General features: G+C 70.3%; 25 protein-coding genes. 14 read left to right on the top strand and 11 right to left on the bottom strand.

What is annotated here, in order from left to right:
• Nucleotides 1-154 precede the first annotated feature (154 nt).
• Entirely contained in the window at nucleotides 155-856 is a 702-nt protein-coding gene (gene lexA / locus VGO10_RS19195; protein WP_327471421.1) for a transcriptional repressor LexA, read from the top strand.
• Nucleotides 857-919: 63 nt separating this feature from the next.
• Here the strand turns inward: lexA and VGO10_RS19190 are convergent, their stop codons facing one another.
• Together VGO10_RS19190 and VGO10_RS19185 are read right to left on the bottom strand one after the other, a co-directional pair.
• Complete coding sequence (locus tag VGO10_RS19190; RefSeq protein ID WP_327471419.1) at nucleotides 920-3,223, bottom strand: ComEC/Rec2 family competence protein; 2,304 nt, start codon at nucleotides 3,221-3,223, stop codon at nucleotides 920-922.
• Nucleotides 3,224-3,373: 150 nt separating this feature from the next.
• Nucleotides 3,374-5,062 carry a glutamine--tRNA ligase/YqeY domain fusion protein gene (locus tag VGO10_RS19185; RefSeq protein ID WP_327471417.1) on the bottom strand — a complete coding sequence of 563 codons (1,689 nt, stop codon included), beginning with the start codon at nucleotides 5,060-5,062 and terminating at the stop codon, nucleotides 3,374-3,376.
• 264 nt (nucleotides 5,063-5,326) lie between these two features.
• On the opposite strand from VGO10_RS19185, the gene gltX reads away from it, so the two are divergent.
• From gltX to VGO10_RS19140, 9 genes are all read left to right on the top strand, one after another.
• A complete protein-coding gene (gene gltX, locus VGO10_RS19180) occupies nucleotides 5,327-6,670 on the top strand; it encodes a glutamate--tRNA ligase (protein ID WP_327471415.1) in 1,344 nt (447 codons plus the stop codon).
• Between the two features lie 172 nt (nucleotides 6,671-6,842).
• A complete protein-coding gene (locus VGO10_RS19175; RefSeq protein ID WP_327471413.1) occupies nucleotides 6,843-7,925 on the top strand; it encodes an HDOD domain-containing protein in 1,083 nt (360 codons plus the stop codon).
• 120 nt (nucleotides 7,926-8,045) lie between these two features.
• The gene (locus VGO10_RS19170; protein WP_327471410.1) at nucleotides 8,046-8,438 is read left to right on the top strand and encodes an Rrf2 family transcriptional regulator; all 393 of its coding nucleotides are present in this window, start codon (nucleotides 8,046-8,048) and stop codon (nucleotides 8,436-8,438) included.
• 78 nt (nucleotides 8,439-8,516) lie between these two features.
• Nucleotides 8,517-8,981 (top strand): hypothetical protein, encoded by a 465-nt coding sequence (locus VGO10_RS19165; protein ID WP_327471408.1) that lies wholly within the window; start codon nucleotides 8,517-8,519, stop codon nucleotides 8,979-8,981.
• 10 nt (nucleotides 8,982-8,991) lie between these two features.
• A complete protein-coding gene (locus VGO10_RS19160; RefSeq protein WP_327471406.1) occupies nucleotides 8,992-9,798 on the top strand; it encodes a hypothetical protein in 807 nt (268 codons plus the stop codon).
• Complete coding sequence (locus tag VGO10_RS19155; RefSeq protein ID WP_327471404.1) at nucleotides 9,749-10,483, top strand: ABC transporter ATP-binding protein; 735 nt, start codon at nucleotides 9,749-9,751, stop codon at nucleotides 10,481-10,483. The genes VGO10_RS19160 and VGO10_RS19155 overlap by 50 nt, the downstream gene beginning before the upstream one ends.
• Nucleotides 10,480-13,053, top strand: a complete 2,574-nt coding sequence (locus VGO10_RS19150) for an ABC transporter permease (protein ID WP_327471402.1) — start codon at nucleotides 10,480-10,482, stop codon at nucleotides 13,051-13,053. The genes VGO10_RS19155 and VGO10_RS19150 overlap by 4 nt, the downstream gene beginning before the upstream one ends.
• Nucleotides 13,041-14,162, top strand: coding sequence for a DUF2600 family protein (locus VGO10_RS19145; protein WP_327471400.1), 1,122 nt, complete (start codon nucleotides 13,041-13,043; stop codon nucleotides 14,160-14,162). Before VGO10_RS19150 ends, VGO10_RS19145 begins: the two co-directional genes overlap by 13 nt.
• A 99-nt stretch (nucleotides 14,163-14,261) precedes the next feature.
• Entirely contained in the window at nucleotides 14,262-15,239 is a 978-nt protein-coding gene (locus tag VGO10_RS19140) for an NAD(P)-dependent oxidoreductase (RefSeq protein WP_327471398.1), read from the top strand.
• On the opposite strand, the gene VGO10_RS19135 is transcribed toward VGO10_RS19140, so the two are convergent.
• From VGO10_RS19135 to VGO10_RS19125, 3 genes are read right to left on the bottom strand one after another with little or no spacing between them, the layout of a single operon-like run.
• Entirely contained in the window at nucleotides 15,236-15,649 is a 414-nt protein-coding gene (locus tag VGO10_RS19135) for a hypothetical protein (protein ID WP_327471396.1), read from the bottom strand. The two genes, VGO10_RS19140 and VGO10_RS19135, sit on opposite strands and share 4 nt — an antisense overlap.
• Nucleotides 15,650-15,661: 12 nt before the next feature.
• Entirely contained in the window at nucleotides 15,662-16,012 is a 351-nt protein-coding gene (locus tag VGO10_RS19130; protein ID WP_327471394.1) for an MmcQ/YjbR family DNA-binding protein, read from the bottom strand.
• A 13-nt stretch (nucleotides 16,013-16,025) separates the two neighbouring features.
• The gene (locus VGO10_RS19125; protein WP_327471392.1) at nucleotides 16,026-17,273 is read right to left on the bottom strand and encodes an MFS transporter; all 1,248 of its coding nucleotides are present in this window, start codon (nucleotides 17,271-17,273) and stop codon (nucleotides 16,026-16,028) included.
• 38 nt (nucleotides 17,274-17,311) lie between these two features.
• Here VGO10_RS19125 and VGO10_RS19120 point away from each other — a divergent pair, with 38 nt between their 5' ends.
• The gene (locus tag VGO10_RS19120) at nucleotides 17,312-17,980 is read left to right on the top strand and encodes a DUF1707 SHOCT-like domain-containing protein (protein WP_327471390.1); all 669 of its coding nucleotides are present in this window, start codon (nucleotides 17,312-17,314) and stop codon (nucleotides 17,978-17,980) included.
• Nucleotides 17,981-17,983: 3 nt separating this feature from the next.
• On the opposite strand, the gene VGO10_RS19115 is transcribed toward VGO10_RS19120, so the two are convergent.
• Both VGO10_RS19115 and VGO10_RS19110 read right to left on the bottom strand, forming a co-directional pair.
• The gene (locus VGO10_RS19115; RefSeq protein ID WP_327471388.1) at nucleotides 17,984-18,970 is read right to left on the bottom strand and encodes a hypothetical protein; all 987 of its coding nucleotides are present in this window, start codon (nucleotides 18,968-18,970) and stop codon (nucleotides 17,984-17,986) included.
• Nucleotides 18,967-20,319 carry an MFS transporter gene (locus tag VGO10_RS19110; RefSeq protein WP_327471386.1) on the bottom strand — a complete coding sequence of 451 codons (1,353 nt, stop codon included), beginning with the start codon at nucleotides 20,317-20,319 and terminating at the stop codon, nucleotides 18,967-18,969. Before VGO10_RS19110 ends, VGO10_RS19115 begins: the two co-directional genes overlap by 4 nt.
• A gap of 193 nt (nucleotides 20,320-20,512) precedes the next feature.
• On the opposite strand from VGO10_RS19110, the gene VGO10_RS19105 reads away from it, so the two are divergent.
• Nucleotides 20,513-20,737 (top strand): hypothetical protein, encoded by a 225-nt coding sequence (locus VGO10_RS19105; protein WP_327471384.1) that lies wholly within the window; start codon nucleotides 20,513-20,515, stop codon nucleotides 20,735-20,737.
• 40 nt (nucleotides 20,738-20,777) lie between these two features.
• On the top strand, nucleotides 20,778-21,704 hold the full coding sequence (gene cysK / locus VGO10_RS19100; RefSeq protein WP_327471382.1) for a cysteine synthase A: 927 nt from the start codon (nucleotides 20,778-20,780) through the stop codon (nucleotides 21,702-21,704).
• 8 nt (nucleotides 21,705-21,712) lie between these two features.
• On the opposite strand, the gene VGO10_RS19095 is transcribed toward cysK, so the two are convergent.
• Nucleotides 21,713-22,318, bottom strand: coding sequence for an RBBP9/YdeN family alpha/beta hydrolase (locus tag VGO10_RS19095; RefSeq protein ID WP_327471380.1), 606 nt, complete (start codon nucleotides 22,316-22,318; stop codon nucleotides 21,713-21,715).
• Between the two features lie 22 nt (nucleotides 22,319-22,340).
• On the opposite strand from VGO10_RS19095, the gene cysE reads away from it, so the two are divergent.
• Entirely contained in the window at nucleotides 22,341-23,075 is a 735-nt protein-coding gene (cysE, locus tag VGO10_RS19090) for a serine O-acetyltransferase (RefSeq protein ID WP_327471378.1), read from the top strand.
• A gap of 49 nt (nucleotides 23,076-23,124) precedes the next feature.
• Here cysE and VGO10_RS19085 read toward each other — a convergent pair whose 3' ends face one another.
• Genes VGO10_RS19085 through VGO10_RS19075 form a run of 3 tightly spaced genes read right to left on the bottom strand, consistent with a single transcriptional unit; the run spans nucleotide 23,125 to nucleotide 25,606 of the window.
• Nucleotides 23,125-24,024 carry a hypothetical protein gene (locus tag VGO10_RS19085; protein WP_327471376.1) on the bottom strand — a complete coding sequence of 300 codons (900 nt, stop codon included), beginning with the start codon at nucleotides 24,022-24,024 and terminating at the stop codon, nucleotides 23,125-23,127.
• Between the two features lie 60 nt (nucleotides 24,025-24,084).
• Nucleotides 24,085-24,996 carry a queuosine salvage family protein gene (locus tag VGO10_RS19080; protein WP_327471374.1) on the bottom strand — a complete coding sequence of 304 codons (912 nt, stop codon included), beginning with the start codon at nucleotides 24,994-24,996 and terminating at the stop codon, nucleotides 24,085-24,087.
• A 28-nt stretch (nucleotides 24,997-25,024) separates the two neighbouring features.
• Entirely contained in the window at nucleotides 25,025-25,606 is a 582-nt protein-coding gene (locus tag VGO10_RS19075; RefSeq protein WP_327471372.1) for a CAP domain-containing protein, read from the bottom strand.
• Between the last annotated feature and the right edge of the window lie 66 nt (nucleotides 25,607-25,672).

Below are 25,672 nucleotides of genomic sequence, written 5' to 3'. Positions count from 1 at the left end.
CGGACCTAAGTGATTGACAGAGCATCGATTCAGCCGCTCGGCCTCTTAACGCCAAATTAAGTGGTTGCGGAACACATATGGAACATATAGTGTTCGTTCATGATTTGTTTCGGTGAGTCCCGCGGGGCCGCCTCAGCCGGGGAAAGAGACATCGATGCTGACCCGAAAACAGTTTGAGCTATTGCGTTTCATCCATGAGCGTCTGAAGGAGGCAGGCGTGCCGCCCTCGTTCGACGAGATGAAGGACGCGCTGGACCTGCGTTCGAAGTCCGGCATTCATCGCCTCATAACCGCCCTCGAGGAGCGCGGCTTCATCCGCCGGTTGCCCAATCGTGCACGCGCCATCGAGGTGATCAAGCTACCAGATTCGGTCGCGCACGGCATCGGCACGACCCGCGCGCGCGGATTCACCCCGAGCGTGATCGAAGGCAATCTCGGCCGGGTGCGGGCCTCGTCCGACGACGACAGCAACCGCGCGGTCGCCGTTCCGGTCATGGGCCGTATCGCCGCCGGCACGCCGATCGAGGCTATTCAAAGCAGGACCCACGTCATCAACATGCCGCCCGACCTCATGGGCACGGGCGACCACTTCGCGCTGGAAGTGCGCGGGGATTCCATGATCGATGCCGGCATCCTCGACGGCGATACCGCGCTGATCAAGAAGACCGACGCGGCCGACACCGGCGATATCGTGGTGGCGCTGATCGACGAGGAAGAAGCCACGCTCAAGCGCTTCCGCCGGCGCGGCGCATCGATCGCGCTCGAGCCCGCCAATACCGCCTACGAAGTCAGGATCCTTCCGCCCAACCGCGTGCGCATCCAGGGCAAGCTGGTGGGACTGTTTCGGCGATACTGACCGGTCGCGCTGCGAACCTCCGCCATTCCCGAATTGTCGGCGTCTGTTGCACGCAATTCCTGCTCAGTCTCCCGCCTCGATGTCCTCTTCGCGCGGCGCGGCATCGCGCGGTTGCGCTTCCGGCGAGGTCGAACGGCTCGTCTCCTGCACGTCGCTTTTTTCTGCAAAGGCGCGAGCCCAAGGACGATCGTAGCCAATGGGCCGCGTCGGGGTGATCTCGAACCCTTCGCCCAGGCGCCGCAGCGCGATCGCTCCCGAGCGCCGCCAGATCTGCCGATCGACGACGACGGCAGGGCAGCCCGCGGGCGCCTCGCGCGCGCTGACCACCAGCGCGGCGCGGCGGCAGTCCTCCTCGAAGGCTTCGACCGTCTTCGCAATGGCAACAAGCGCGCCATCACGCAGCCGCGCGATGCAGCCGGCCTCGTCGCATCGGATGCCATGGCCGAGCGTGTTGTCCTTCGGCAGGCGCGCATCGGCGTCGGCGGCGAGCCATTCGCGGAAAGCAAAGGTGTCGCTGCCCGACTTGACCATCGCAAGCCGCCCATCGGCGCCCCGCACCGCAACGGCACTCCCATCGGCCGCGACCAGCACGTCGGGCTGCGGCGTTCGGATCATCAGGACTATGGCGCAGCCGAGCAGGAGCGCGCCGATGAAGCGCAGCGGCGTCTTGAGCAGGCAGAGGATCACGAGGCCGAGCGTGCCCACGAGCAATGGACCGACCCCGAAAGCCGCCACGCGGCCGAACGCACCCGGCAGACTGGTCACCCAAAGCGCGATGAAAATCATCCAGTCGAGACCGGCGCCCATCAACCACCAGAAGAAGCCGTCGAGGCCGAACGGCATCGCCGCCAAGCCCAGAATTCCCGCCGGCATGACCCAGGCCGAGACCACCGGCATCGCCAGCAGGTTGGTGAGCGCGCCATAGGGTCCGAGCCGGTGAAAGTGATACGCCGCGTAAGGCTGGGTTGCGGTTCCCGCCAGGAGCGACACGATCAGCGAGCCTACGATCCAGGCGACGCCCCAAAGCGCCACGCGGGCGCCCAGCGGCGTGTCGACTCCCGCCGTCATCCAATGGAGCCCCTGCTGATAGCCCGCGACCAGCGCGAGGGTCGCCGCGAACGACATCTGGAAGCTCGGATGGACCACGGACTCCGGCTGAATCAGCATCACGCCCAAAGCCGCCACCGTGAGCGTACGAAACGTCACCGTCGCGCGGTCGATGAGCACGCCCAGGAGAACGATCGCGATCATGATGTAGGAACGCTGGGTCGCGACCTCGGCTCCGGACAGGAGAAAGTAGAACGTGGCGGCCGCCAGGGCCACGAGCGCCGCCCATTTCTTGATCGGATAGCGCGTGATGCCGGGAATCAATGCGAGCGAGGCGCGGATAGCGAAGAACACGATCGCGACCACGACCGCCATGTGATAGCCCGAGATCGACAGCACGTGACCGATCCCCGACACGTACATGGCGTCGAACACCGGCGTCGAGAGGGCGTCGCGCTTGCCCGTGATCAACGCCGACGCGATCGAGCCCTTGTCGCCCGGCAGCACCGCGCGGATGCGCTTGTCGATCGCCTCACGCATGCCATCGATAATGGTCGCGTAACGCAGCCATGGCGTTGGCGCGTGCGGCGCCTCGGCGCTGCGGATGCGGCCGAGCGCAAAACCAGAGGCACCGATATTCTGGAAATACATGTCGCGCGCGAAGTCGTAGCCGCCCGGCCGCAGCGGCTCGAGCGGCGGCGAAAGCCGTGCCTTGAGCTCGACGAACGTGCCGACCGCGGGCGCGGTGCCCTTGCGCACCGATACCCGCACCCGCTCGAGCTTCTCGTTCAATCGCGGCCCGGCGATGCGCTCCACGCGCAAGACGATCCGGTCGGAGCGCTCACGCTCTTCCCGCGCCTCGACAAAGCCCGCGAGGTCCACGTTCCACACCGGCGCCGACAGCACGGGATGGGCGATGATGGCCCGCTTGAACGTCGCGGTCGCAAATCCGGCCGCGATAGCGGCGGCCGCCAACGCCGCCGGGAAGGCAATCGGCCGATGCCGCACCAGCATCGTGATGCCGACGGTGGCGCCGAGCATGGCTGCTGCGGCCCACGACGCGGGCTCCTGGTCGGCAGTGAAATAGATGACGATCCCGCAGCCCAACGCGATTGCGAGCCACGGCACCAGGCGGCCCGGACCGACCTCGACAAAGACCCATTCCCGGATGCGCCCTGCAAAACGACGCGCACCATCGGCGAGGCCGTCGGGCCACGCCCAATCCGGCCAACGCCCGGCCCCACTCCAAGGCGAACCCCAAGGCCGCCAAGCCTGCGTGCCGGCCTCGACCCGTCCGCGCGTGTTACCCTGCTCGACCATCGCGCGGCCCCCAGACGCCCGCGCCACACCTCACGCCCGGATGGTACACGACTTGCGGGCATTGGACAGCCGGTCAGGGGACCTGTGGATCCGCGCTAACCCCTCGGCCACGAGTCACAGGTCGGGTCGCGTTGTAGCCCGCGAAGCCGTCTACGGCGTCTTTTCAGCCGACACCTTGGCCCATGTGTCCCGCAGACCGACGGTGCGGTTGAACACCAGGCGCTGCGGCGTTGAATCCGGATCGCGGCAGAAATACCCCAGCCGCTCAAACTGGACGGGATCAATCGAATTGCCGCCGGCCAGCGCCGGCTCGACCCTCGCCTGCGTCAGCACCTCGGCGGATTCCGGGTTGAGATCGGCGGCAAAGTCGGCGGCATTCGGGGCGGGGCGTGTGAACAGCGGATTGTAGAGTCTGATTTCCGCCGGTACCGCGTCCGCCGCCGCAACCCAATGCAGCGTCGCCTGCACCTTGCGCCCGTCCGGCGCGTTGCCGCCGCGGGTGGCGGGATCATAGCTGCAGCGCAGCTCGACCACCTCGCCGGCGTCGTTCTTAACGATCTCGCGACACGTGATGAAATAGGCGTAGCGCAGCCGCACCTCTTTCCCCGGCGACAGCCGGTAGAACTTCTTCGGCGGGTTCTCCATGAAGTCGTCCCGCTCGACATAGAGCTCGCGCCCGAAGCGGATGCGTCGCGTGCCGGCGGCGGGGTCGTCGGGATGATTGATGGCCTCAAGCTCCTCGCTTTGGCCTTCGGGATAATTCTCGATGACGATCTTCAACGGACGCAGCACCGCCATGCGCCGCATGGCCGTCTTGTTCAGCACCTCGCGCACCGAAAAGTCGAACACGCCGACGTCGACCACGCTGTTCGACTTGGAGACCCCGATCCGTTTGATGAAATCGCGCAGCGCCTCCGGTGGCACACCGCGCCGGCGCAGTCCGGCGAGCGTCGGCATGCGCGGGTCATCCCAGCCGTTGACGTGGCCACCGCGAACCAGCTCGTTCAGCACGCGCTTCGACAGCACGGTGTAAGTGAGATTGAGGCGCGCGCTCTCATATTGCCGCGGATGAGAGGGCACCGGCAGGTTGTCGAGAAACCAGTCGTAGAGCGGCCGGTGATCCTCGAATTCCAGCGTGCAGAGGGAGTGGGTGATGTGCTCGAGGGCGTCCGACTGCCCGTGCGCGAAGTCATAGCTCGGGTAGATCTTCCACGTCATGCCGGTGCGCGGGTGGCTGGCGTGCAGAATGCGGTAGAGCACGGGGTCGCGCAGATTGATGTTGCCCGAAGCCATGTCGATCTTGGCGCGGAGCACCCGCGCGCCGTTGGGAAACTCGCCCGCCCGCATCCGGCGGAACAGGTCGAGGTTTTCGTCGACCGGCCGGTCGCGGTGAGGGCTGTTCTGGCCCGGCTCGGTCAGCGTGCCGCGCCTCGCCCGGATCTCGTCCTGCGACTGGTCGTCGACATAGGCCTTGCCGGAACGGATGAGGTGCTCGGCCCACTGGTAGAGCTGCTCGAAATAGTCCGAGGCGTGATAGAGATGCGTTCCCCAGGCGAAGCCGAGCCAGCGGACATCGCGCTCGATGGCGTCGATATACTCCTGCTCCTCCTTGACCGGATTGGTGTCGTCGAAACGCAAGTGGCAGCGGCCACCGAATTCCTGCGCGACGCCGAAATTGAGGCAGATCGCCTTGGCGTGGCCGATATGCAGATAGCCGTTCGGCTCCGGCGGAAAGCGGGTGACCACCGTGGTATGGCGCTTGGCGTCCAGGTCGGCCTGGATGATCTCGCGAATGAAATCGCGCCCCGTGTCCGCTACCGCCGTCTCGCTTGCTGCCATTCTTTCAATCCCGCGATCGATGGCCTTTGCCAGGCCGGCCGAGGCATCAGCGAAGGCGGGCCTGTCTCAGCCCGCGGCCTCAAGACTCGCACCGCGTGACAGGCCATCCCGCCGATGCGGCGGCGAAGGCCGGGGCGTACCAAATCCGCGTGAAGGCGCCAAGGGCACCGGTCCAGAAACCTGCCCATGAAACCTTTGATGGCTTGACCGAATTCTGTGATACACGGGCATTCCTCGACAGCCGGCGCGCGAAAATCATCCGACATGACCGAGACCATCGTCACCCGCTTTGCTCCCTCGCCCACCGGCTTTCTTCACATCGGCGGGGCCCGCACCGCGCTGTTCAATTGGCTCTATGCCCGCGCGCGGGGCGGCAAGATGCTGCTGCGGATCGAGGACACCGACCGCGAGCGCTCCACGCCGGAGAACGTCGCGCAGATCCTCGACGCGCTCGCCTGGCTGGAGCTCGACTACGACGAGGGCCCGATCTCGCAGCTCTCGCGCACCGAGCGCCACCAGGAGCTGCTGCAGCAACTGCTCGACGAGGGCAAGGCCTATAGGTCGAACGCGACCGGCGAGGACGTCAAGGCCTACAAGTCGGTTCACGGCGCCGACAAGGGCTTTCGTGGCGAGGCAGAAGCCGAGGGCGCCGTGCGCCTGCGCGTCCCCGACGAGGGCTCGACGACCGTCCACGACATCATCCGCGGCGACACCGTGTTTCAGCACGTCCACATGGACGACCCGGTGATCGCCCGCGCCGACAGCAGCGTCCTCTACAACTTCGCGGTCGCCGTCGACGACCTCGACGCCGGCATCACCCACGTCGTGCGCGGGGAGGACCACCTCTCCAACACGCCCAAGCAACTGCTCGTCTACGAGGCGCTCGGCGCGGCCGCTCCGGCCTTCGCCCATCTGCCGTTGCTGCATGGTCCCGACGGCAAGAAGCTCTCCAAGCGCCACGGCGCCGCCTCGGTCCAGGAGCTGCGCGACGCCGGCTTCCTGCCCGCCGCCGTGCGCAACTACCTGGCCTTGCTCGGCTGGGGCGCGGCCGACGACCAGACGATCCTCTCGACCGAGGAGCTCGTCACCCAGTTCGACGTCGCGCGCGTGCAGAAGAACCCGGCGCAGTTCGACGTCAAGAAGCTCACGTGGCTCAACGGCCAGTACGTGCGCGCGATGAGCGTTGACGAGCTGACCGCGGCGCTGGAGACGTTCACCGGGCGCAGCGGGCTGCGCGAGGCGGTCGCGATCTCCCAGGAGAAGATCGGGACGCTGGCGGACTTCTGGCCGCTGGCCGGGTTCCTCTTCGACGGCCCGGTCGACGATGAGCAGGCGCGCGAGAAGTGGCTCGATGCCAACCATCGCCACGCGCTCGTCCAGGCTCGTGAAGCGCTCGCACACGTCGAGCCGTTCGCGGTCGGGCCGATCGAGCTCGCGCTGCGCGAGGTCGTCGAGGCCGATCCGGAGCGCAAGCCCAAGGACGTCTTTCAGCCGATTCGCGTTGCGCTGGCGGGCACGACGATCTCACCCGGCATCTTCGAGTCCCTTGCGGTGCTTGGTCGCGAGGCGTCGTTGCAGCGGTTGGACGCGGCGCTGGCGACCTCGTAGCGCGGCGCCCGCGCAGGAGCGGCGGCGAGACGCCCGAATACCACGGGGCGGCGGTGTTGCGGACAACTGTTCGATGTTGCGCTCAATCATCCGTCCACGGCTGCCGATAACCGGGAGGTAGACGGGCCGCGGACCCCATCCGTGCCCATGCCCCATGGAGCCCAGAGACCCTATGCCCCCAGCAGCAGCCGCCTCTTCGAGCCAGCACACGCCGGCCGCCGATGTTCAGCGACGTCACAACGAAGGCCACGGCCGTCGTCTGACGGCCGCGTTCGAGGCGCTCGAGGCGTTCCCGGCGCTCGCTGAGTCCCGCAATCGCCTGCTGCGCGTCGTCCGCCAGGAGCGCGTCTCGACCGGCGAGGTCGTCGCTGCCGTCGAGTCCGACGTCGCGCTCGTGATCTCCGTCCTGCGCCTCGGCAACCAGGTCGAGGGCAAGTCCCGCGGCAAGGTCGAGTCCGTCGTCCACGCCGTAGAGCTGCTCTCCCCGGAGGCCGTCCAGGCCCTCGCGACGCGCGCCCGCACCTTTGACTTCTTCGAGCGCTCGTCGGTCTGGGACGCCGCTCCGGAGCGCTTCCGCCTCCACGGTGTCGCCACCCAGCGCGCTGCTGATCGCCTGGCCACCGAGGCCGGCTACGAGCATCGCGACCGCCTGATGGTCACCGCGCTGCTGCACGACATCGGCAAGCTCGTGCTGATGCACGCCTACCCCGGCTACCCGGGCCAGGTGCACGGCAACGCTCGCACGCCCGAGGAGCGGATCCACCGTGAGCGTCGCGAGCTCGGTGTCGACCATGCGCTGGTCGGCGGCGTCCTTGCTCGTCGCTGGGGCCTGCCGAAGGCTGTCGCGTCGGTCATCGAGCGCCACCACGCCGACGACGCGCAGGGCGAGGCCGCCTTCGTGCGCCTGGCCGACATGCTCGCCCACTACTCCCAGGGCGGCGCCGTCTCGCCGACCGAGCTGCTGAAGTGCGCCCGCACGATCGGCCTCGGGCCGAGCGAGCTGCGCAGCGTCATGTACGACCTGCCGTACCCGACGACCGGCCGCACGCGCCAGATCGATCCGTGCCCGCTCAGCGGCCGCGAGCTCGAGGTGCTCAAGCGCCTGGCCGAGGGCAAGGTCTACAAGCAGATCGCGCTGGAGCTGTCGCTTTCGACGAGCACGGTGCGCACCCACTTGCACAACATCTACGGCAAGCTCGGCGCGGTCGACCGCGCGCAGGCCGTGTTGATCGCCACGGAGCGCGGCTGGCTGTAAAAGCCCGCTCCTATTGCAAGACCCCTCGGGGGACGATCGACGTCCGGCACCGCGCCGGGCCTCGCTCGTCCCCCGAAATCGTTCTGCGGCGCGGTGTCTTGTCGTAGAGTCGATCGGGCGATGCTCTCCATCACCACCAAGTCGCCCTACGCCCTCAAGGCGCTGACCGAGCTCGGCCGCCAAGGCGGCGATTCACCCATCCCGATCGGCGAGCTCGCCCGCCAGCGCGGCATCCCGGTCCAGTTCCTCGAGCAGCTCTTCGCCGTGCTGCGGCGCGCGGGCGTGCTGAAGTCCCAGCGCGGGGTCAAGGGCGGGTACTCGTTCGCGCGGCCGGCGTCGGAGATCACGGTGCTGGAGATCGTGGAGCTGCTCGACGGTCCGCTGGGCGCCGGCTCGGATGGCATCTTCCTCGAGGCCGCGAACGCGGCGCGTGAGGTGCTGGCCAAGACGACGGTGGCGGATGTGGTGGAGTCGGAGAAGAAGGCGGCGGGGGTCGCCATGTACTACATCTAAACGCTTGACATTTTTGGGAGACGTCGATGTCCCTGGGAGGTGTACAGGCGGCAGGCGCCATGCTAGGTTCGGCCGCAGATGGGACTCCGCAATGGTCATAGCCGAGTAGTCGCGGCCTTCGTCGCCATCATCGTGGCGGGGGCCTGCGGCCTGGCCGCGTCGAGCTCACCGGCGGCTAGTTCGATGAAGGTCACCGAGCATGTCGTCCTGAAGCTGGCCAAGCGGACCGGTGCGACGAAGTTTGCGCACACCGGCCACGCGACAGGCACCCTGTCGGGCTCGGTGCGATCGGTCACCACGCTCACGCATTCGGTCGTGCTCCGCGGCACGGTGACGATCAACACGAGCCGTGGCGAGCTGCGGCTGAAGATCGATGGACGGGCTCGCACGCTGGCGTTGCGCACCAGGTTCGACGGCGCTGCGACGATCGACGGCGGCACCGGCCGCTACGCGCACGCTCGCGGCACCGGCAGGTTCACGGGCATCGTCAACCGCTCCACTTGGGCGTCGACGATCGACGCCTCGGGCTCATTCACCTACTGAGCGGGACCCGGTGACCAGACGACCGTACGCGCTGGCGCTGCTGCTCGTGGGCTTCGGCCTGCTCACGTCGTCCGCTGCTGCTCAAGTGCAGGCTCCGGTGCGCCTGGCGGCGCGGTTCTCCGACGAGGCACGGCTCGGGCGCTCCACCGCCGTGGACATCGACCTCAGCATCGATCACCGCTTGCCGCGGGTCACCGAGGTCCGCCTGCTCACCCCGTCCGGGATGACCTTGGCCGACAGCCGCCTCGGCATCGTTCCCTGCCGGCGGCCGGCCTTCGAGTTCGTCAACGTCCTGAACGCCGTGGTCCACGGACGCTGCCCGGCCAACTCGCTGATCGGCAAGGGGTCGGCAACGGCGGGCCTCCTGCTCAACGAGGACGCGCCGCTCTTCGGTGCGGCGTTCATCGAGCTGCACGCGGGCCCGTCGGTCGGCGACAAGCCGGGTCTGCTGATCAGCGCCGACACCTACAACCCGGCCCGCATGCAGCTGACCTACGCCGGCTACCTCTACGTTCCGCCCGCGGCGTTCGGCCTCGGCCTGGCGATCGAGATCCCGTCCTTCGCGAACCTGCCGTTCGACTCCGAGATCGCGCTCTCGGACTTCCACCTGGTGGTCGGATCGCCGTCCATCACCTACAACAAGGTCGTACACGGGAGGCGCGTGACGTATCACCCGGGCGGCATTCCGCTTCCCGACAGGTGCCCCCGCCGAGGCTTTCGCCTGCGCGCCATCGTGCGCTTCGCCGACGGCACGCGGCGGACCGCCGATGCGACCGTGCCGTGCCCGCCGGCCCGAAAGGCGGCCGGCGCTGCTTGAGTTCCGTGACGTTCGCAAGCACTACCGAACGGGCGAGGAGGTCGTACGCGCGGTCGATGGCCTGTCGCTGACCATCGGCGCCGGGAAGATGGTGGCCCTCTACGGGCCGTCGGGATCCGGCAAGAGCACGTTGCTGCGCATCGCCGCCGCGATCGAGCCGCCCGACGGCGGCACGGTCCTGGTCGACGGTCGCGACGTCACGTCGCTGTCTGAGCGTGACGCCGCCCGCTATCGCTTGTTCGTGCTCGGCTGGATCAACCAGCAGGCCGATCTCATCGGTGGTGTGACCGCGCTCGACAACGCGGCGATCAAGCCCCTCGCCGCCTTCGGCAGCATGCGGCGCGCGCGCCGGACCGTCGCACCGCTGCTGGAGCGGCTCGGGCTCGGTGGACGTCTGGACCATCGCGCCGAGACGTTGTCGACCGGGGAACGCCAGCGCGTGATGATCGCCCGCGCGCTCGCGTTGGATCCGCAGGTGGTGCTCGCCGATGAGCCGACGGGCAACCTGGATAGCCGGCGCAGCCGCGAGGTGTTCGAGCTCTTGCGAGAGGAGACGCACACCCGCGGCCTTGCCACGCTGCTCGTGACCCACGACGAGCGCGCGGCCTCCTATGCCGACGCGGTCCACAGCCTCCAAGACGGCCTGCTCACGGACTCCGGCCCAGAGGCCGCGCTGGCGCCGTGAGCGTCCCCGGGCTGGGGAGGCGCCGGCCCAGGTCAGGCTGGGCACAGCTGTCGAGCGCCTTGGTGCTGTACCGGATCCGCCTGCGCCGGCGCTGGCTCCAGGAGCTCTTGGCGGTGGTCGGCATCGCGCTGGGCGTCGCGCTGCTATATGCCACGCAGGTCGCGTCGACATCGCTGTCGGGGCCGGTGCGGTCGCTCAACAAGGGGCTCGTCGGCGGCAACCAGCTGCAGCTGATCTCGCGTGGCGGGACCGGCATGCCGCAGGCGACCTACGACCGGGTGATCCGCCTGCCAGGAGTTCGCCGGGCCGTGCCCGTCCTCGAGAAGCCGGGCAACCTGGTCGGCCCGCGCGGGCAGCAGGGCGTGACCCTCTTCGGCGGCGACCCGCGGATCGCGGCCCTGCGCGGCGATCTCCTGCGCGGGTTCTCGCGCCAGGACGCGGCGGAGATGGAGAGCCTCGTCGTGCCGGCGCCGACCGCGCGCAAGATCGGCGTGCGCATGGGCGACGACGTCCACGTCCAGCTCGGCGGGCGCAGCGTCACCGTGCCGGCCGTCGTGGCCGGTCGCAAGCAGATCGGCGTGGTGGTCAACACCTCGATCGTGCTGCTGCCGCTGGCCTACCTCCAGCGCCTGTCACGGTCGCGGGGGCTGGTCACGCGCATCCTGGTGGAGGCCGAGCCGGGCCGGGTCGCTGACGTCCGTGGCGAGCTGCAGGGGCTCGCCCGCGGACAGGCGGACGTCCGTCCGGGCGATTACGAGACGCAGCTGTTCGACGCGGCGGCCCGGCCGACGAGCCTGGCCGCGGCGGTGTTCAGCATCCTGAGCGCCCTCGTCGGCTGGCTGTTTGCGGTCTGCGCCCTGCTGGTGACCGCCGCCGAGCGACGCAAGCTCGCCGCCCAGCAGCGTGAGCAGGGCTTCTCGCCATCGGCGACGCTCGTCACCCTGCTCGTCGACGCTGCCATCATCGGCCTCGTCGGCTGTGCGATCGGGCTCGCCGCCGGTGAGCTCCTTTCCCGGCGTGGGTTCTCCTCGGACGTGAGCTTCTTGTCGGGTGCGTTTCCGATCGGCGACCAGCGTGTGGTGACCTGGCAGAGCGTGGCGATCGCCGTGACCGGTGGGTTCCTCGCGGCCGTCGTGGGCGTCCTGGGTCCGGCCCGCCAGGTGGTGGTGGGCAGCCTGCCCAGGCGCCTGCGCCCGGCGGCGGCGTCCGGGCCGCCAGACACTCGACGTAGGACGATCACACCGCTTTCGGCGCTCGGGCTCCTCTGCCTGGCCGCCGCGGTGACGATCGCGGTCGCGGCGCCCGGTGCCGCCATTGTCGGGCTCGTGCTGGCCGGGCTTGCGTTGATGATGGTGTTGCCCGCGCTGCTCGGGGCGGCGATCCGCGGCGTGGGGTGGTGCAACCGGCGCGGCCGCTCGATCGTGGCCGTCGAGCTGGCCCTGCAGCAGCTACGCGAAGCGCGCTGGCGATCACGCGCCCTGGCGATCGCGGCGACCGGCGCGGTGGCGGTCTTCGGCGCGACGGCGCTGCAGGGCGCGCGCTTGAACCTGGAAGGTGGGCTGGGGGCCAGCTCCGCCGGCATGGCCGCCGTCGCTGACATGTGGGCGGCTCCGGCCGGCGCGGGCAGCACCATCGGCACCCCATCATTCGAGCCGGCGGCGAGCGCGTCGCTGGCTCGGCTGCCCGGGGTCGCGAGCGTCGGCCTCTACAGAGCCGGGCTGCTCGACGTGGCCGACCGGCGCGCCTGGGTCTTGGGTGAGCCGCGCGACGTGGCGCACCCGATCCCGGCCCATCAGATCCTCCACGGCGACGGACAGCTTGCGGCGCAGCGCGTCCGCGCCGGCGGTTGGGCCACGATCTCCGAGGCGCTCGCCGGCAGCCTTGGCGTTCACCTCGGCCAACGGCTCGTCCTGCCGACCCCCAAGCCGGTCGATCTGCGCGTGGCGGCGATCACCACCAACTTGGGTTGGTCGAGCGGGGCGGTCATCGTCAACGCCGACGACTTCGCACACGCGTGGGGGAGCAGGGCGATCGCGGCCTACCACCTGCGGCTGGCGCCCGGCGCCAGGGCGGGCGACGTCGGTCGCGAGGTCAAAGCCGCCCTCGGCCCGCATGCGGCGCTGCACATCGAGACGGCCCGCCAGCGGGCAGCAAGTGAGCGGGCGGCGGCGCGTGCAGGTCTGTCGCGCCTGCGCCAGATCGCCGGGCTGTCGTTGCTCGCGGCGGTGCTGGCGATGTGCGCCGCGATGATCGGTCTTCTGTGGCAGCACCGGCCTGCGGTCGCCGAGCGCAAGCAACATGGGCTGGGCTCGGCCCTGCTGTGGCGCTCGCTGGTGGTCGAGACCGTGGTGCTGTTCGGCACGGGCGCGCTCGCAGGCGGCGCGTTCGGACTCCTGGGTCAGGCGCTCTGCACCCGCGGCCTTCAGGCCATCACCGGGTTCCCGGTCATCAACGACCTGCAACTCGGCGTCGCCGGCCTGAGCATCGCGGTGGTCATCGCGTCGGCGTCGTTGGTGGTGATCGTGCCCGGCTACCTCGTCGCACAGGTTCGGCCGTCGTGGAGCGCCTAGCCTCACGGAGGTCGATCCGCCGGGATCGAGACCCGGCGCCTCTGTCTGCGCGGCACATCCTCGCCGTCAGTGGCGGAGCGGGGCGGGAGCTGGGATGGGGGCTTCGCGCTGTCCGCGCAGAAGTCGCCGGATGGCGCACACGAGCGCTCGCGATCTCAGACCCGGTCCATCGACAGCAGGCGCTCGAGGCGCTGGCCGACAAGCGCCCGCTCCTCGATGGAGCCGCGTTCTTCTGGATCCTCCCGGACCGCCGTCACGTTGAGCTGCTCCGGCTGCTGGTCGCCTTCCAGGCGCTGGCGAACTACCACGATCACGCCAGCGAGCGAGCAAGCGGGGACCGGACCCGGCCGGGCAGCTCGATGGACGCGTTCCTGGAGGTCGTCGACCTCGACCGGCCGCTCACCAGCTACGGCGGAGCGTCAGCGTCCGGCGTTGATGCCTACGTGCAGGCGCTCGCCCTAGCCTGCCGGACCGGCTGCGCGGCGCTTCCGCGCTACCGCGAGGCTCGTCCGCTGCTGCTGCGACAGGTTCGCCTGGCTCGTTCGCTTGACCTCGAGCACGACCCGAATCCGGTGCGACGCACGCAGGGCCTGCAGCGGTTCGCACACGAGGAGTTCGGCCAGAGGACCGATGCGACATGGTGGGAACTGACCGCCGGCGCGGCGTCCATGATGACGGCGATCGTCCTCCTCGCGCTGGCCGCTGATGAGCGGATGACCGGTGAGGAGATGCGGCGGGCCGTCGAGGCATACACCTGGGTAGCGAGCGCCAGCGCGTTCTTGGACAACTACGTCGATCAGTTCGAAGATCAAGCCGTCGGCGAGCACAACTACTTGGCCTACTACTCGAGCTCCGATGAGGCGGTGCGCGGGATCGCCGTGCTGCTCGACCGCTCGCTGCGCGAGGCCGCGGCGCTCCGGCACGGCGACCGTCACGTCGTGATCATCGCCGCGATGGCCGCGCTCTACCTATCCAGCGACAACGCGCGGAGCCGGGCCCTGCGCATGAGCACCCGCGAGCTCGCGCGCAGCGGCGGTCAACTGACGCAGCTCCTGATTCCGATCCTCCGCTGCTGGCGGATCGCCTACGGAGAGCCGAGCGCGTGCTGATGATCCTAGGTGGCAACAGGGATCCGGTTTGTCAGATGGCGCGGGCAACCAGCAGATGGAATGCCTGAGCCGCAGAAGCCCTCTGCTACTCCTCTCCCTATGCGCATCCTGGTCACCGGCAGTTCCGGCCACCTCGGCGAGGGCCTGATGCGGGTGCTGCGCGAGGACGGGGCAGAGGTCGTCGGCCTCGACATCCTCCCCGGCGCCTACACCGACGTCGTCGGCACGATCGTCGATCGGGCGCTCGTGCGTCGATCCCTCGATGGCATCGACGCGGTCCTGCACACCGCCACGCTGCACAAGCCTCACGTCGGCTCGCACAGCCGCCAGGACTTCATCGACACCAACATCACCGGCACGCTGAACCTGCTGGAGGAGGCCGTCGCCGCGGGCGTCGACCGCTTCGTCTTCACCAGCACCACGAGCGCGTTCGGGCGGGCACTGACGCCAAGGCCGGGTGAGCCCGCAGCGTGGATCACCGAAGACGTCTCACCGATCCCGCGCAACATCTATGGCGTCACCAAGACGTCGGCCGAGGCGCTGTGCGAGCTGGTCCACCGCGACCATGGTCTGCCCGTCCTCATCCTGCGCACCTCACGCTTCTTCCCCGAGGCCGACGACCGTGACGAGGTGCGCGCCGCCTACGACGACGCCAACCTCAAGGCCAACGAGTTGCTCTACCGGCGCGTCGACCTGGAGGACGCGGTGACGGCGCATCGGCTCGCGCTGGAACAGGCGCCACAACTTGGCTTCGGGCGCTACATCATCAGCGCCACGACCCCGTTCACGTCCGAAGATCTCAAAGAGCTCCGCACCGACGCACCCGCGGTGGTCAAACGCCACGTCCCCGAGTACGCCGAGCTTTACGACCGCCTCGGCTGGCGGATGTTCCCCACCATCGAGCGCGTCTACGACAACGTCCTCGCACGCACCGAGCTCGGGTGGACGCCGCGCTACGACTTCCGCCACGCGCTCTCGCGGATCGCCGACGGCTCGCCGGGCCGCAGCGAGCTGGCCATGACCGTTGGCGCGAAGGGCTACCACGCGGTGAGCACGGGGCCCTACACGGTCCGCTAACCGCCGGCGTTCGGCGTGCCGACGATCACGTGCAAGGCAATGCTCTTGCTCGTCCCGTCGACGATGTGCTCGAGCTGGTAGCTGCCCGCTGCGGTCGTCTCCCAGGTGATGGCCATGGGCAGCACGAAGCCGTTGAGCCAGTCTTCACGCGCGTTGTCGGTGTCGATCCCGAACTCGCCGCCGACGTCAGCGACCACGTCGCCCTCGGGGCCGGTGATGACCGTGCGGCTGTGATGCTGGTGATCGGACCCGAGCTCATCGGCGGTCGCCGTCAGGCGGATCGCGCAGACGAGCTGCAGCGGGGCCGGCAGCTCGGGCACCCAGAAGGTGTCGATGCCGGCGCCGACCAGCGTCCCGAGGTTGTCGTGCACCTCGACGTAACGGCAGGGGATGACCCAATCGACGTTCATACACCGGTGAGTCTAGGGGTGCTTCTCGCCGCGCTGCGCATCATGCGCGCGCAGGACGGTCGCGGGCGCCTTCGACGCCCAGGCCTCCAGGACCAACTCCTCCAACAACGCCGAAGGCATCGACCCATAGGACACCCGGACGGCCGCCAGCCGTTGGCCCCACCAGCGCTCGGTGCAGAACTGCGGGTACTGCTGCGTCAGCGCTCGGATCGCCGGCTCGCCGGGCATCAGGTTGACGCCTTCGTCGTCGAGCATCGTCGCGAAGCGCTTGCCGCGGATCCGGAAAGCCGGCAGGTCCCCGTGGACGTACTCCTCGACCTCGGGTAGCGCGAGGATGGTGGTGCGGACGGCGTCGCGATCCATGATCGGTCCCACGCTAGCGGCGGCGCGGGGCCAACACGGCAGAGCGCGTGCGCAGCAGCTCCCAGAGCGCGGCGGCCAGCAAGACCGTCGCTCCGGCCACCGCGAACCCCCGCACGCCCGAGCCGCTCCCGCTGAGCGTCCCGGCCAGCGCGGCGCCCGCCGCGCTGCCGACCAGGAACGACGACGTCAACCAGGCGAACGTCTCGGTGATCGTGCCCGGCAGCGCGCGGGCGCCGGTCAACACGAAGATGCACGCGAGCGTCGGCGCCAGGAACGCGCCCGACAGCGCCAGCGCGCCGGCCATCGCCGGCGTCGAGCGCGCCAGCAGCGCGGGTCCGAACGCCAACCCGAACACCACCAGCAAGCGCGTCAACCGCCGCTCTGGCGGCAGCGTCCACCGGCGCGCCGCGGCACCGAGGCCGCCCGCCAGCGCACCGACCGCCCAGGCGGCGAGCAGCCACCCGGCGAGGTCGCGGTTCTCCAGCGTGTGCTCGGCGAAGGCCGTGGCCGTCACGTTGACCATCCCCGTCGCCGCCCCGGCCAGGACGCCGAGCGTGAGCAGCAGGCCGACCTGCGGCGCGCGGACCGCGGCGCTCCAGGCTGGCGCATGCGATCGCCGAGACCCCATGGCCTGCTCGTCGCCTGCCTCGCGCACGGCCGCGTGCTCACCGGCGCGCCATCCCCGGGCCGGTGGCGCCAGCGCGAAGGCCAGCGTTCCGAGCAGGCCGACGGCTGAGGTGAGATGCAGCGCCGTGGATGGGCTCCCGACCGCGACGGCCACCGCGACCAGCAGCGGGCCGACGACGAAGATCAGCTCCTGCGCGCCGGCGTCCAACTCATATGCAGCGCTCAGCGCATGCTCGTCATCGCCGGCCAGATCGGGCCAGAGCGCGCGCAGCGCCGGTTCCAGCGGCGGCGTTAGCGCACCGGCAGCGGCCGCCAACGCCGCTGCCACCGCCAGCGACGACGGAGCCACGAGCACGATCCCCAGGAGCGCCGCGCTGCGCGCGACCGCCACCACGATCAGGACGACGGTCTGCCCGAGCCGATCGATGATCCGCCCCGCCACCGGCCCGCCGACCGCGGCGCCGATCGCAAATGCGCCGGCCAGAGCCCCCGCCGTGGCATACGAGCCGTGCTCGGCCCGCGCGAGCAGCAGCAGCGCCAGCGGCACCATCGCCTCCGGCAGCCGGCCCACCAGCGCGCTGAGCAGCATGCGCAGCGCATACGGGCGCCGGACCAGGGCGCGGAGGTCGCTCATCGGCGGGGAGGCTACGCGAGCGAGCTAGGGTCCGAGGCATGGCCGAGACCCCCGAGCTGCGTGCGTCAGACGCCGATCGCGAGCAGGCCGCCGAGCTGCTGCGGCGGGCCGCGGGCGACGGGCGGCTGACGGTCGACGAGCTCGACGACCGGCTCGCGGAGGCGTTCGGTGCACGCACGCGCGCCGAGCTCGAGCTGCTGGTCGCCGACGTCGTGCCCAGCGGCGACGGAATGCCGGTCGGCGCACCTGCCGCGTCACTGCCGGTGCTGCCCGGCGAGGGCGCGACCAAGTGGCTCATCTCGATCATGTCGGGCCACGACCGCCGCGGGCACTGGCGCGTTGGTCCCAAGGTCATCAACTTCAACTTCTGGGGCGGCAGCGAGATCGATTTCAACGATGCCGTGCTCTCCGCCCAGCAGACGGAGATCCGCATCATCTCGATCATGGGCGGCGCCGAGGTCTACGTGCCCGAGGGACTCGACGTCCAGGTGTCGCAGTTCGCGCTGATGGGCGGCAACGACGTCCGGCTCGGCCGTGGTCGCCCTGTCCCCGGCGGGCCGACGGTCCACCTGCGGCTCTTCTCGCTGATGGGCGGCAGCGACGTCAAGCGCGGGCGCAAGCTGACGCGCAAGGAACGCCGCGCGCTCAAGGAGCAGTGCCGCGCCGAGCGGCGGCTCGACCGCGGCGAGCGCGGCGACCGCGATTGAGCGCTACTGCACGCGGTTCGGGTTCGTCGCCGAGGCGAGGAACGGCCGCGGCGGTGCCGAGCCGTCGGCCGGCACCTCCTTGACCTCTTCGCCGACGCCGTAGGCCAGCCGCTGGTCGTCGAGCCACGCGATCTGGTCGTCGACCGACTGGGTCTCCTGCAGCGCGGTCACCTTGCCCGTCTTGAGATCCAGGACGTGGAAGCGCCACTGGAACGGCGAGCCGACGCGCGCCTTGAAGCCGATGCGCGTGCCGTCGGGCGAGAGCGACGGGCACTCGACGCCGTCGCGGATCACGGTGGCCTGCTTGGTCGCCGCGTCGCCCTTGATCAAGTAGTGGTGGTTGCCGGTGCCGAGCGTCGCGTAGAACTGCGCGCCCTGGCCGGTGAACGTCACGCCCCAGAAGTTGAAGTCGGCCTTGTTGATGGACTTGCCGTTCAGGGTCACCTTGTAGGCCTCGAGGTCGCCGAGCGACTTCCCGGAGGCGACGTCGTAGACGCGGGTGCGGGTCGAGAACGCGCCGGGCGTCGTGTAGCCGTCACCGCCGACGAAGGTCGTCGAGGCCGCGTAGCGGCCGTCGGGCGAGACGCGGGCGCGGCTCGGAACGCCGGGGACCGAGATCTTCCCGATGACCTTCTGGTCGGCGTCGAAGAAGCGCGCCTCGTAGGTCGGCGTCGGCAGGCTGTGGGCCTTGGCCAGGCAGATGCCGTGGCCGGCGGCGAACGCGACGCGCTCGCAGGTCAGCTTGCCGAGCTGACGGCGGCCGCCGGCGCCGATGATCACCAGCCGGCCCCAGGCCTTCGGGTGCTTGCGGTCACGATCCAACAGCACCATGTCGCCCTTGACGATCTTCACCGCCGGGGCCGAGGCGTCGGGGAGAGCCCCGTCGCCCTTGCTGTTGTTGACGAGCGTGATGCCGAGGTAGACAGCGATCACCGAGACCGCGATCGCCGTGATCGCGACGAAGAGGCCGACGCGCCGCTGGCGGGTCATACGGCGCCCGCGATCGTGCGCCGCGGGCGGATCAGCAGGATGACGAGCGTCGCGGCCAGCGCGACCGCCAGGCCGATGGCGAAGACGATGAACGCCGTGTGCACGCCGACCGTCGTCCAGAGCGCGCCGAAGGCGATCGAAGCGCCCAACTGGGCCAGCCCGGTCGCGGTGCCCAGGGCGGCGAGGCCGGTGCCGCGCACCGCCTCGGGCACGGCAGCGGAGCCGAGCGCGGCGAGCACGCCGTCGGTCGAGGCGTAGAAGATGCCGAGGCCCAGCAGCGTGGCGGGCAGCAGCAGGTCGCCGGACGCGCCCGACAGCAGGACGACGTAGAGCGCCAGCAGGATCGCGTAGCCGAAGGCGAAGACCTTGGCGCGGCCGATGCGGTCAGAGAGCCGGCCGGCGGGCACGGCCATGACCATGAAGATCGACGACGTCCCGACGTAGAGCAGCGGGAAGAGGCTGTCGGCGAAGTCGAGGCGCTCGTGGAGCTGGAGGTAGAGGAACCCGTCGCCGATCGTGGCAAGCCCGAGCAGGAACGCGATGACGACGAGACCGCCGAGTGGACCGTCGCCGAGCAGGCCCGTGGCGCCGCGCAGGGTGAGGCGCCCGCCGGCCGGCTCGTCGGCCTCGGTCGGTGCCGGGGCAGCGGGCGCCGCCGGGGCGACCGGGATGCTCTGCGCCGCAGCGGCCTCGACGCGCTCGGGGTCGCGCGCCGGGTCATCGACGAGCAGCAGCAGGATCGCCACGCCGATCAGCGCGAAGCAGAACGAGATCAGAAAGATGCCGTGGTACTCGTTGGGCGTCAGCGCCAGCAGCACGAACCCGAGCAGCGGGCCGAGCATCGCGCCGCAGGTGTCCATCGCGCGGTGCACGCCGAAGGCGGTGCCGAGCTCGGCCTCGGGGGTGCTCAGCGAGATCATCGCGTCGCGCGGCGCGGTCCTGATCCCCTTGCCGATCCGGTCGATCAGCAGGACGGCGGCCAGACCGCCGAACGCGGTCGTCGCCAGCAGGCCGAGCTTGCAGATCGCCGAGAGGCCGTAGCCGAGGCCCGCGATCTCGCGGTAGCGGCTCATGCGGTCGGCGACGAAGCCGAAGATCAGCCGGGCGAAGGCCGAGCCGCCCTGGTAGATGCCGTTCAGCACGCCATAGCTCAGCGGGTTGAGGCCGAGCACCTGGACGGTGTAGAGCGGCAGGATCGCCGACACCATCTCGGAGGAGATGTCGGTGAAGAGGCTCGTGAGACCGAGCAGCAGCACCGTCCTGGCGACGAACGGGCGACCGGTCTTACGGGCGGCGGCGAAGCCGCGGCGGGCGCGCAGGAGCGCGACGGAATCCTGGACTTGGTACATGGTGGGCGGGGCGGTGGTGACCGCTCGACCAGGAAGGTAGATGCGAAGCCGGAAATGGGGCCTGGCCGATCGGGGAGGGCGGCCTGCCAGGCCTGGCCGGAGGAGTGGGTTGGCCAGTTTGTCCGGGTTGGGCCTAACCGGCTGGACTCAGGGTCGCGCGAGTTATAAGGTCGGGCCCGAAGGAAGCCTTCTCATGAGCGATCCAGGACCCGCCCAGCTCGATCTCATCCGGCGTTACGCGCGCACCATGCGCGCGATGCAGGCGGATGCGATGGCGGCTCGCGGACCGCGCATCGGGGCGAGAGCGGCACGTGATCGCGCAGCGGCTGATCCGCTGCCCAAGGGCGAGCGTCCCTTGTCGGGCCGCCCGCCCGGCAGCCGCCGCACCGGCGGCACGCCCACGCTTCCGGCCTCGTAGTCCCTTCCCACGGACGGCCTCGATAGCCTCGTCCGCGGGAATGGGCCAAATTCCGACCAACATCTCCGATCACATCGGCAACACGCCGATGGTGCGCCTCAGCCGCATCGAGCCCGAAGGCGTCGAGCTGTACGGCAAGCTCGAGGCCTACAACCCGGGGGGCTCGGTCAAGGATCGCATCGGCATCGCGATGATCGAGGCCGCCGAGGCCGAGGGCCGGATCGAACCGGGCCGCACGACGATCGTCGAGGCGACCTCGGGCAACACCGGCATCGCGCTCGCCTTCGTCTGCGCCGCCAAGGGCTACGAGCTGGCGATCTTCCTGCCGCAGGGCATGTCGCGCGAGCGCGAGGCGTTGTTGAAGCTGTATGGCGCCCGGGTCGAGATCGTCGAGTCGCTCGGCGGGATGGACGAGGCCGTCAAGGCCGCCCGCGGCGCGGCGTCCACCGGCGACGCGTTCCTGCCCGATCAGTTCTCCAACCCCGCCAACCCGGAGGCCCATCGCCTCGGGACCGGTCCGGAGATCCTGAAGGCCATGGAGAACCGCGTCGACATCTTCGTCGCGGGCGTCGGGACCGGCGGGACGATCACCGGTGTGGGGGAGGCCATCAAGTCGGTCAACCCGGCCGCGCGGGTGATCGCGGTCGAGCCCGCGAGTTCCGCCGTGCTCAGCGGTCGCGGCCCGGGCCCGCACCGGATCCAGGGCATCGGGGCGGGCTTCGTCCCGGCCGTCCTGGACCGCGAGATCATCGACGAGGTGCTGCCGGTCAGCGACGACGATGCGATCGACACCGCCCACCTGGCCGCCGCACGTGAGGGCGTGCTGGCGGGGATCTCGTGCGGCGCCGCGCTGTGGGGCGCCATCCAGGTCGGCAAGCGCCCCGAGAACCAAGGCAAGCGCATCGTCACGATTCTCCCGGACTCCGGCGAGCGCTACATCTCGGCGCCGTTCTTCGCGCCGCAGTAACGCCTCACTCAGGCGCCGACCGGGTCCTCACGCGGCGTCAACGCGTCGGTCTCGCCGAGCGCCCATGCCTCCATCGCCGGCCACGGCCCGTAGCCCGCCTCGACGTTGAGGTGTCCCGCGCCCGGCAGCAGGTCCACCACCAACTCCAGCGGCTTGCCCCAGTGCTCGGCGGCGCCGCGCCCCGGGCAGTACGCGTCGTCGTCGGAGCACACCAGCCGCGTGTGGCCTGCCGCCGCGTCGATCGCGGCCTTGTCGGCGCCAGTCGGGTAGAACTGCGCCAGCTCGGCCACTTTCGCGCCCGGACACGGCGGCGCGACCAGCACCACGCGATCGACCCGCTGCTGAGGGCCGATCGCCGCCGCCTCGCGCAGCCACAAGACGCACCCCAGCGAATGGGCGATCACGATGCGCTCGCCCTCGCCGCGGGCCAGCGCGCGGAGCTCGCGATGCAGGGCTCCGCCCCAGCGATCGGGGCACGGCACGTCGCAGTCGGGCAGCTGCGGGAACTGGACGTGGGCGCCGGCGTTGGCGAGCCGGCCCGCCAACCAGCTCTGCCAGTGGTCGGGCCCGGACCCCTGCCAGCCGTGGAGGATCAACGCGCGAAGCCCGGACATCTCTCCAGTACGGTAGTGGCCCATGCTGGGACTTGGCACCCTGCGCCGCGTCAGCTGCGAGCTGCGCCTCGACATCGCGGCCGCGCATCAGCGCGATCCGGCAGCGCGCGGCGTCTCGTCGATGGAGGTCCTGATCGCGTGGCCGGGCGTCCAGGCGGTGCTGGCCCATCGCGTCGCCCACGCGCTGCACGACTCCAACGTGCCGATCGTCCCGCGGGCGATCGCCTACGTGTCGCGCATGGCCACCGGCATCGAGATCCACCCGGCCGCCAACATCGGCGACGGCCTCTTCATCGACCACGGCATGGGCGTCGTGATCGGTGAGACGGCCGACATCGGCGACGACGTCACGCTCTACCAGGGCGTCACGCTCGGCGGCACCGGCTTTGCCACCGGCAAGCGCCATCCGACGGTCGGCGACAACGTCACCATCGGGTCGGGCGCCAAGCTGCTCGGGCCGATCGAGGTCGGCCACGGCGCGAAGGTCGGCGCCAACTCGGTGGTCATCACCGACGTGCCGCCGAACTCCACCGTCGTCGGCAATCCCGGCCACGTCGTCCGCGTCGACGGCAGGCGCCCCGAGGGCCCCGACGCCGACTGGATTCACCTTCCCGACCCGGTCGCCGACGCGATCCGTGAGCTTTCAGGCCGCCTCACCGACTTGGAACATCGCATTGCGGCATTGCAGGGCGAGGAGCCGCCGGCCGAGGTGCGCCGGCTGCGTCCGATGCGGGGACGCAACCCCGCCGGCGGCTGAAACCTGCCCGCCGGCGGGGCCTCGCGTCCGTCCGCGAGTTGGTGGAGTGCTAGAGCGCTGCCGCGTCGGCGATCGCCTGCGCCGTGCCCGGAAGGGCCGGCGCCGGGCCGCTGAGGCGGACCTCGCAATCGGCGGCGACCGTGTCGCCGGCATCGGCCCACACGACATCGTGGCCGGCGCCGCAGCTGATCGTGTCCGGCGAGCCGGAGCCGTCGGCGGCGTTGATCTGGTCGTTGCCGGCGCCGGCGGTGATCGTCGAACCGCCGTTGACCGACGTGATGCGGTCGGCCGCGGCCCCGCCGTCGACGTTTTCGCCGTCGCCCTGGGTGACGAGGATGTCCGCGCCGGCGCCGCCGGTGAGCCATGCGCGCCCGTTGCCGACGATGTGATCTGCGCCGTCGCCACCGTCCAGCGTGCCGTCGCTGAAGCGGCTGCCACGGTTGGTGAGCAGGTCAGCGCCGCCGCCGCCCGAGAGGTTGTTGGAGCTGGAGGTGCCCAGGATCGTGTCCGGGCCGGCACCGCCGTCGCCGGTGCCGAGGGTGTTGGCGCTGACGGTGATCGCGTCGGCGCCGTCATCGCCGGTGACCGTGACGCGCCCGACCGAGCCGCCGGCGATCGTGTCGTTGCCCGGGCCACCGTCGATGATGGTGTCGCCGACGGCGTTGTTGAGATGGGTCGTGTCGGCGCGGTCGCCGAGCGACACCTGGAGGTTGACGGCGCCGGCGCAGACGATGGGCGGTCCGGAGACGCAGCCCGCGCCCGCGGTGAGCGGTGCGGTGGCGTCGGTCAGGGTCATCGGGACCGGGGTGAGCAGCGCGGGGGAGTTGACCTCCCGCGGTGCGGCGAGGTAGGTAACGGTGGTGCCGTCAGAGGAGACGGTCGCGGCTGATGCGACGCCGGGCACCCCTGCCACGGCGACCACTGCGAGGGAGAGCAAAGCGGTCTTCATAGGCCGACCGTACGCCTCGCGTGCCGCGATCGACCTAGCCGTTCGACAAGACCGGAACTCCTAGTAATAGACCGTCCGGCAGCGATGCCGCGGTCGCGCCTTGAGCGCCGGGTCCTGGCCGCGATTCCAGAGCCACATGTCAAGGACTCGTGGCGGCACGGCGAGGCGCGCGCCGAGCAGCTCGCACGCGTGCAGCGCGCAGGCGCGGATCTCCCGCTCCTCACGGCCGGCGGCCAGCGGCTGCTCGGCGTCGATCCGTGCGGCGAGACCTTCCTCGTAGACGAGGATCCCGTCGCAGCGCAGGACGTGCGGGACGAGGTTGTCGGCGAAGATCGTCAGCGCGTCGAGGTCGTCGAACGTCGCGACGCCGGCCGCTGCCAGATCGTTGGGCACGATCTGCGCGCGCTTGTAGAAGCCGCGATCGTCGTAGAAGGCCAGTGCTTGGGCGAGCGTTGTAGCCAGCCGGTCGGCCGAGCCCTTGGCTTCGGCGATGACGTCCAGGACCGTGCGGGTGCTGAGGAAGCGCCCGAGCTCGCGCAGCGCCTGGCCGTAGAGGCTCATCAGCTCGTGGTCGGCGGTCTGTCCGAGCGTCGCGGCCAGCTCCTCGGTCCGCATCGTCTGCAGCTGCTCGTTGCTCCAGGCGCCGTGGGCGCGGAAGTGGTCGGCGAGGTTCCAGGCGATGGTGAAGTAGCCCGACACCGTCCGGCCGGTCGTGGGATCGATCCGCTTGCGCAGCGTCGGAAACCAGCCCGAGCCGAAGTTGATGGTGTCGAGCGCCAGCGTGTACATCGCCACGTCGGCCGGTGTGCCTTCGAGGTAGTGGCGGACCGGATCGAGGCCCGGGTCGTGGATCGGCGAGCCGTTGGCACCCGCGTCGTAGGTGGCGAGGCGATCGTGGTCGATCCGGACCGACTGGGCTTCGGACGCGAGCTGCGCGCACGAGGCGCGGACGTGGTCGGTGAGGCGGCCCATCGCCGCGCAATGTAGACGAGCGCGGGGCTCAGCGGCGGACGCGCCCGAAGTCCAGCGCGATCGTCAACGCGCCGGCTCCGGCGCCCTGTGGGGCGCCGCGGGCGATGCCGATGCCGAGGTCGCGGAAGCCCGGATCCAGCAGGATCGCGCGGTGCGGCGGGCTGTTCAGGAGCCCGCGCAGGATCGCCTGCGGCGCCCCGGCGCCGCCGTTGCCCCACGCCAGCGCCTCCCCGAGCCACCACTCGCGCGCGCTGTGGAGATAGCCCGCGTGCTTGACCCGTGACGCCATCGTGGTGCCGCCCGGCGACGCGTGGGCGAAGTAGTCGCGGCCGACCATGTCATCGGCGTGGCGACGGGCCGCGGAGCGCAGATGGCGCTCGGCTCGGACCGGCCGCAGGTGGTGGGCACGCCGCACACCGTTGATGAGACAGCGCAGGGCGTGCGAGGCGGCTGGGGTGCTCAGGTGCGCGGGGGCCGCGCTGGCATGCGCGCAGCGAGAACTGGCGGCCGCCGCCGGGGATGAGAAGGCGGCGGCCGCCGCCAGCAAGATTAGGGACTGCGCGGCCGCGCGGCGCGTCCAGATGTGTCCATGACCGCGCCTGGCGGCCATGCCGTCGAAAGTCCCCCGCACGCTCCGCGTTCTGTCGCATGTCATCCAACAACTGGGAGGTGCATT

Origin of the sequence: Baekduia sp., assembly GCF_035996765.1 — a bacterium.
GTDB lineage: Bacteria > Actinomycetota > Thermoleophilia > Solirubrobacterales > Solirubrobacteraceae > Baekduia.
This window is presented reverse-complemented; position numbering and strand designations above follow the sequence as displayed.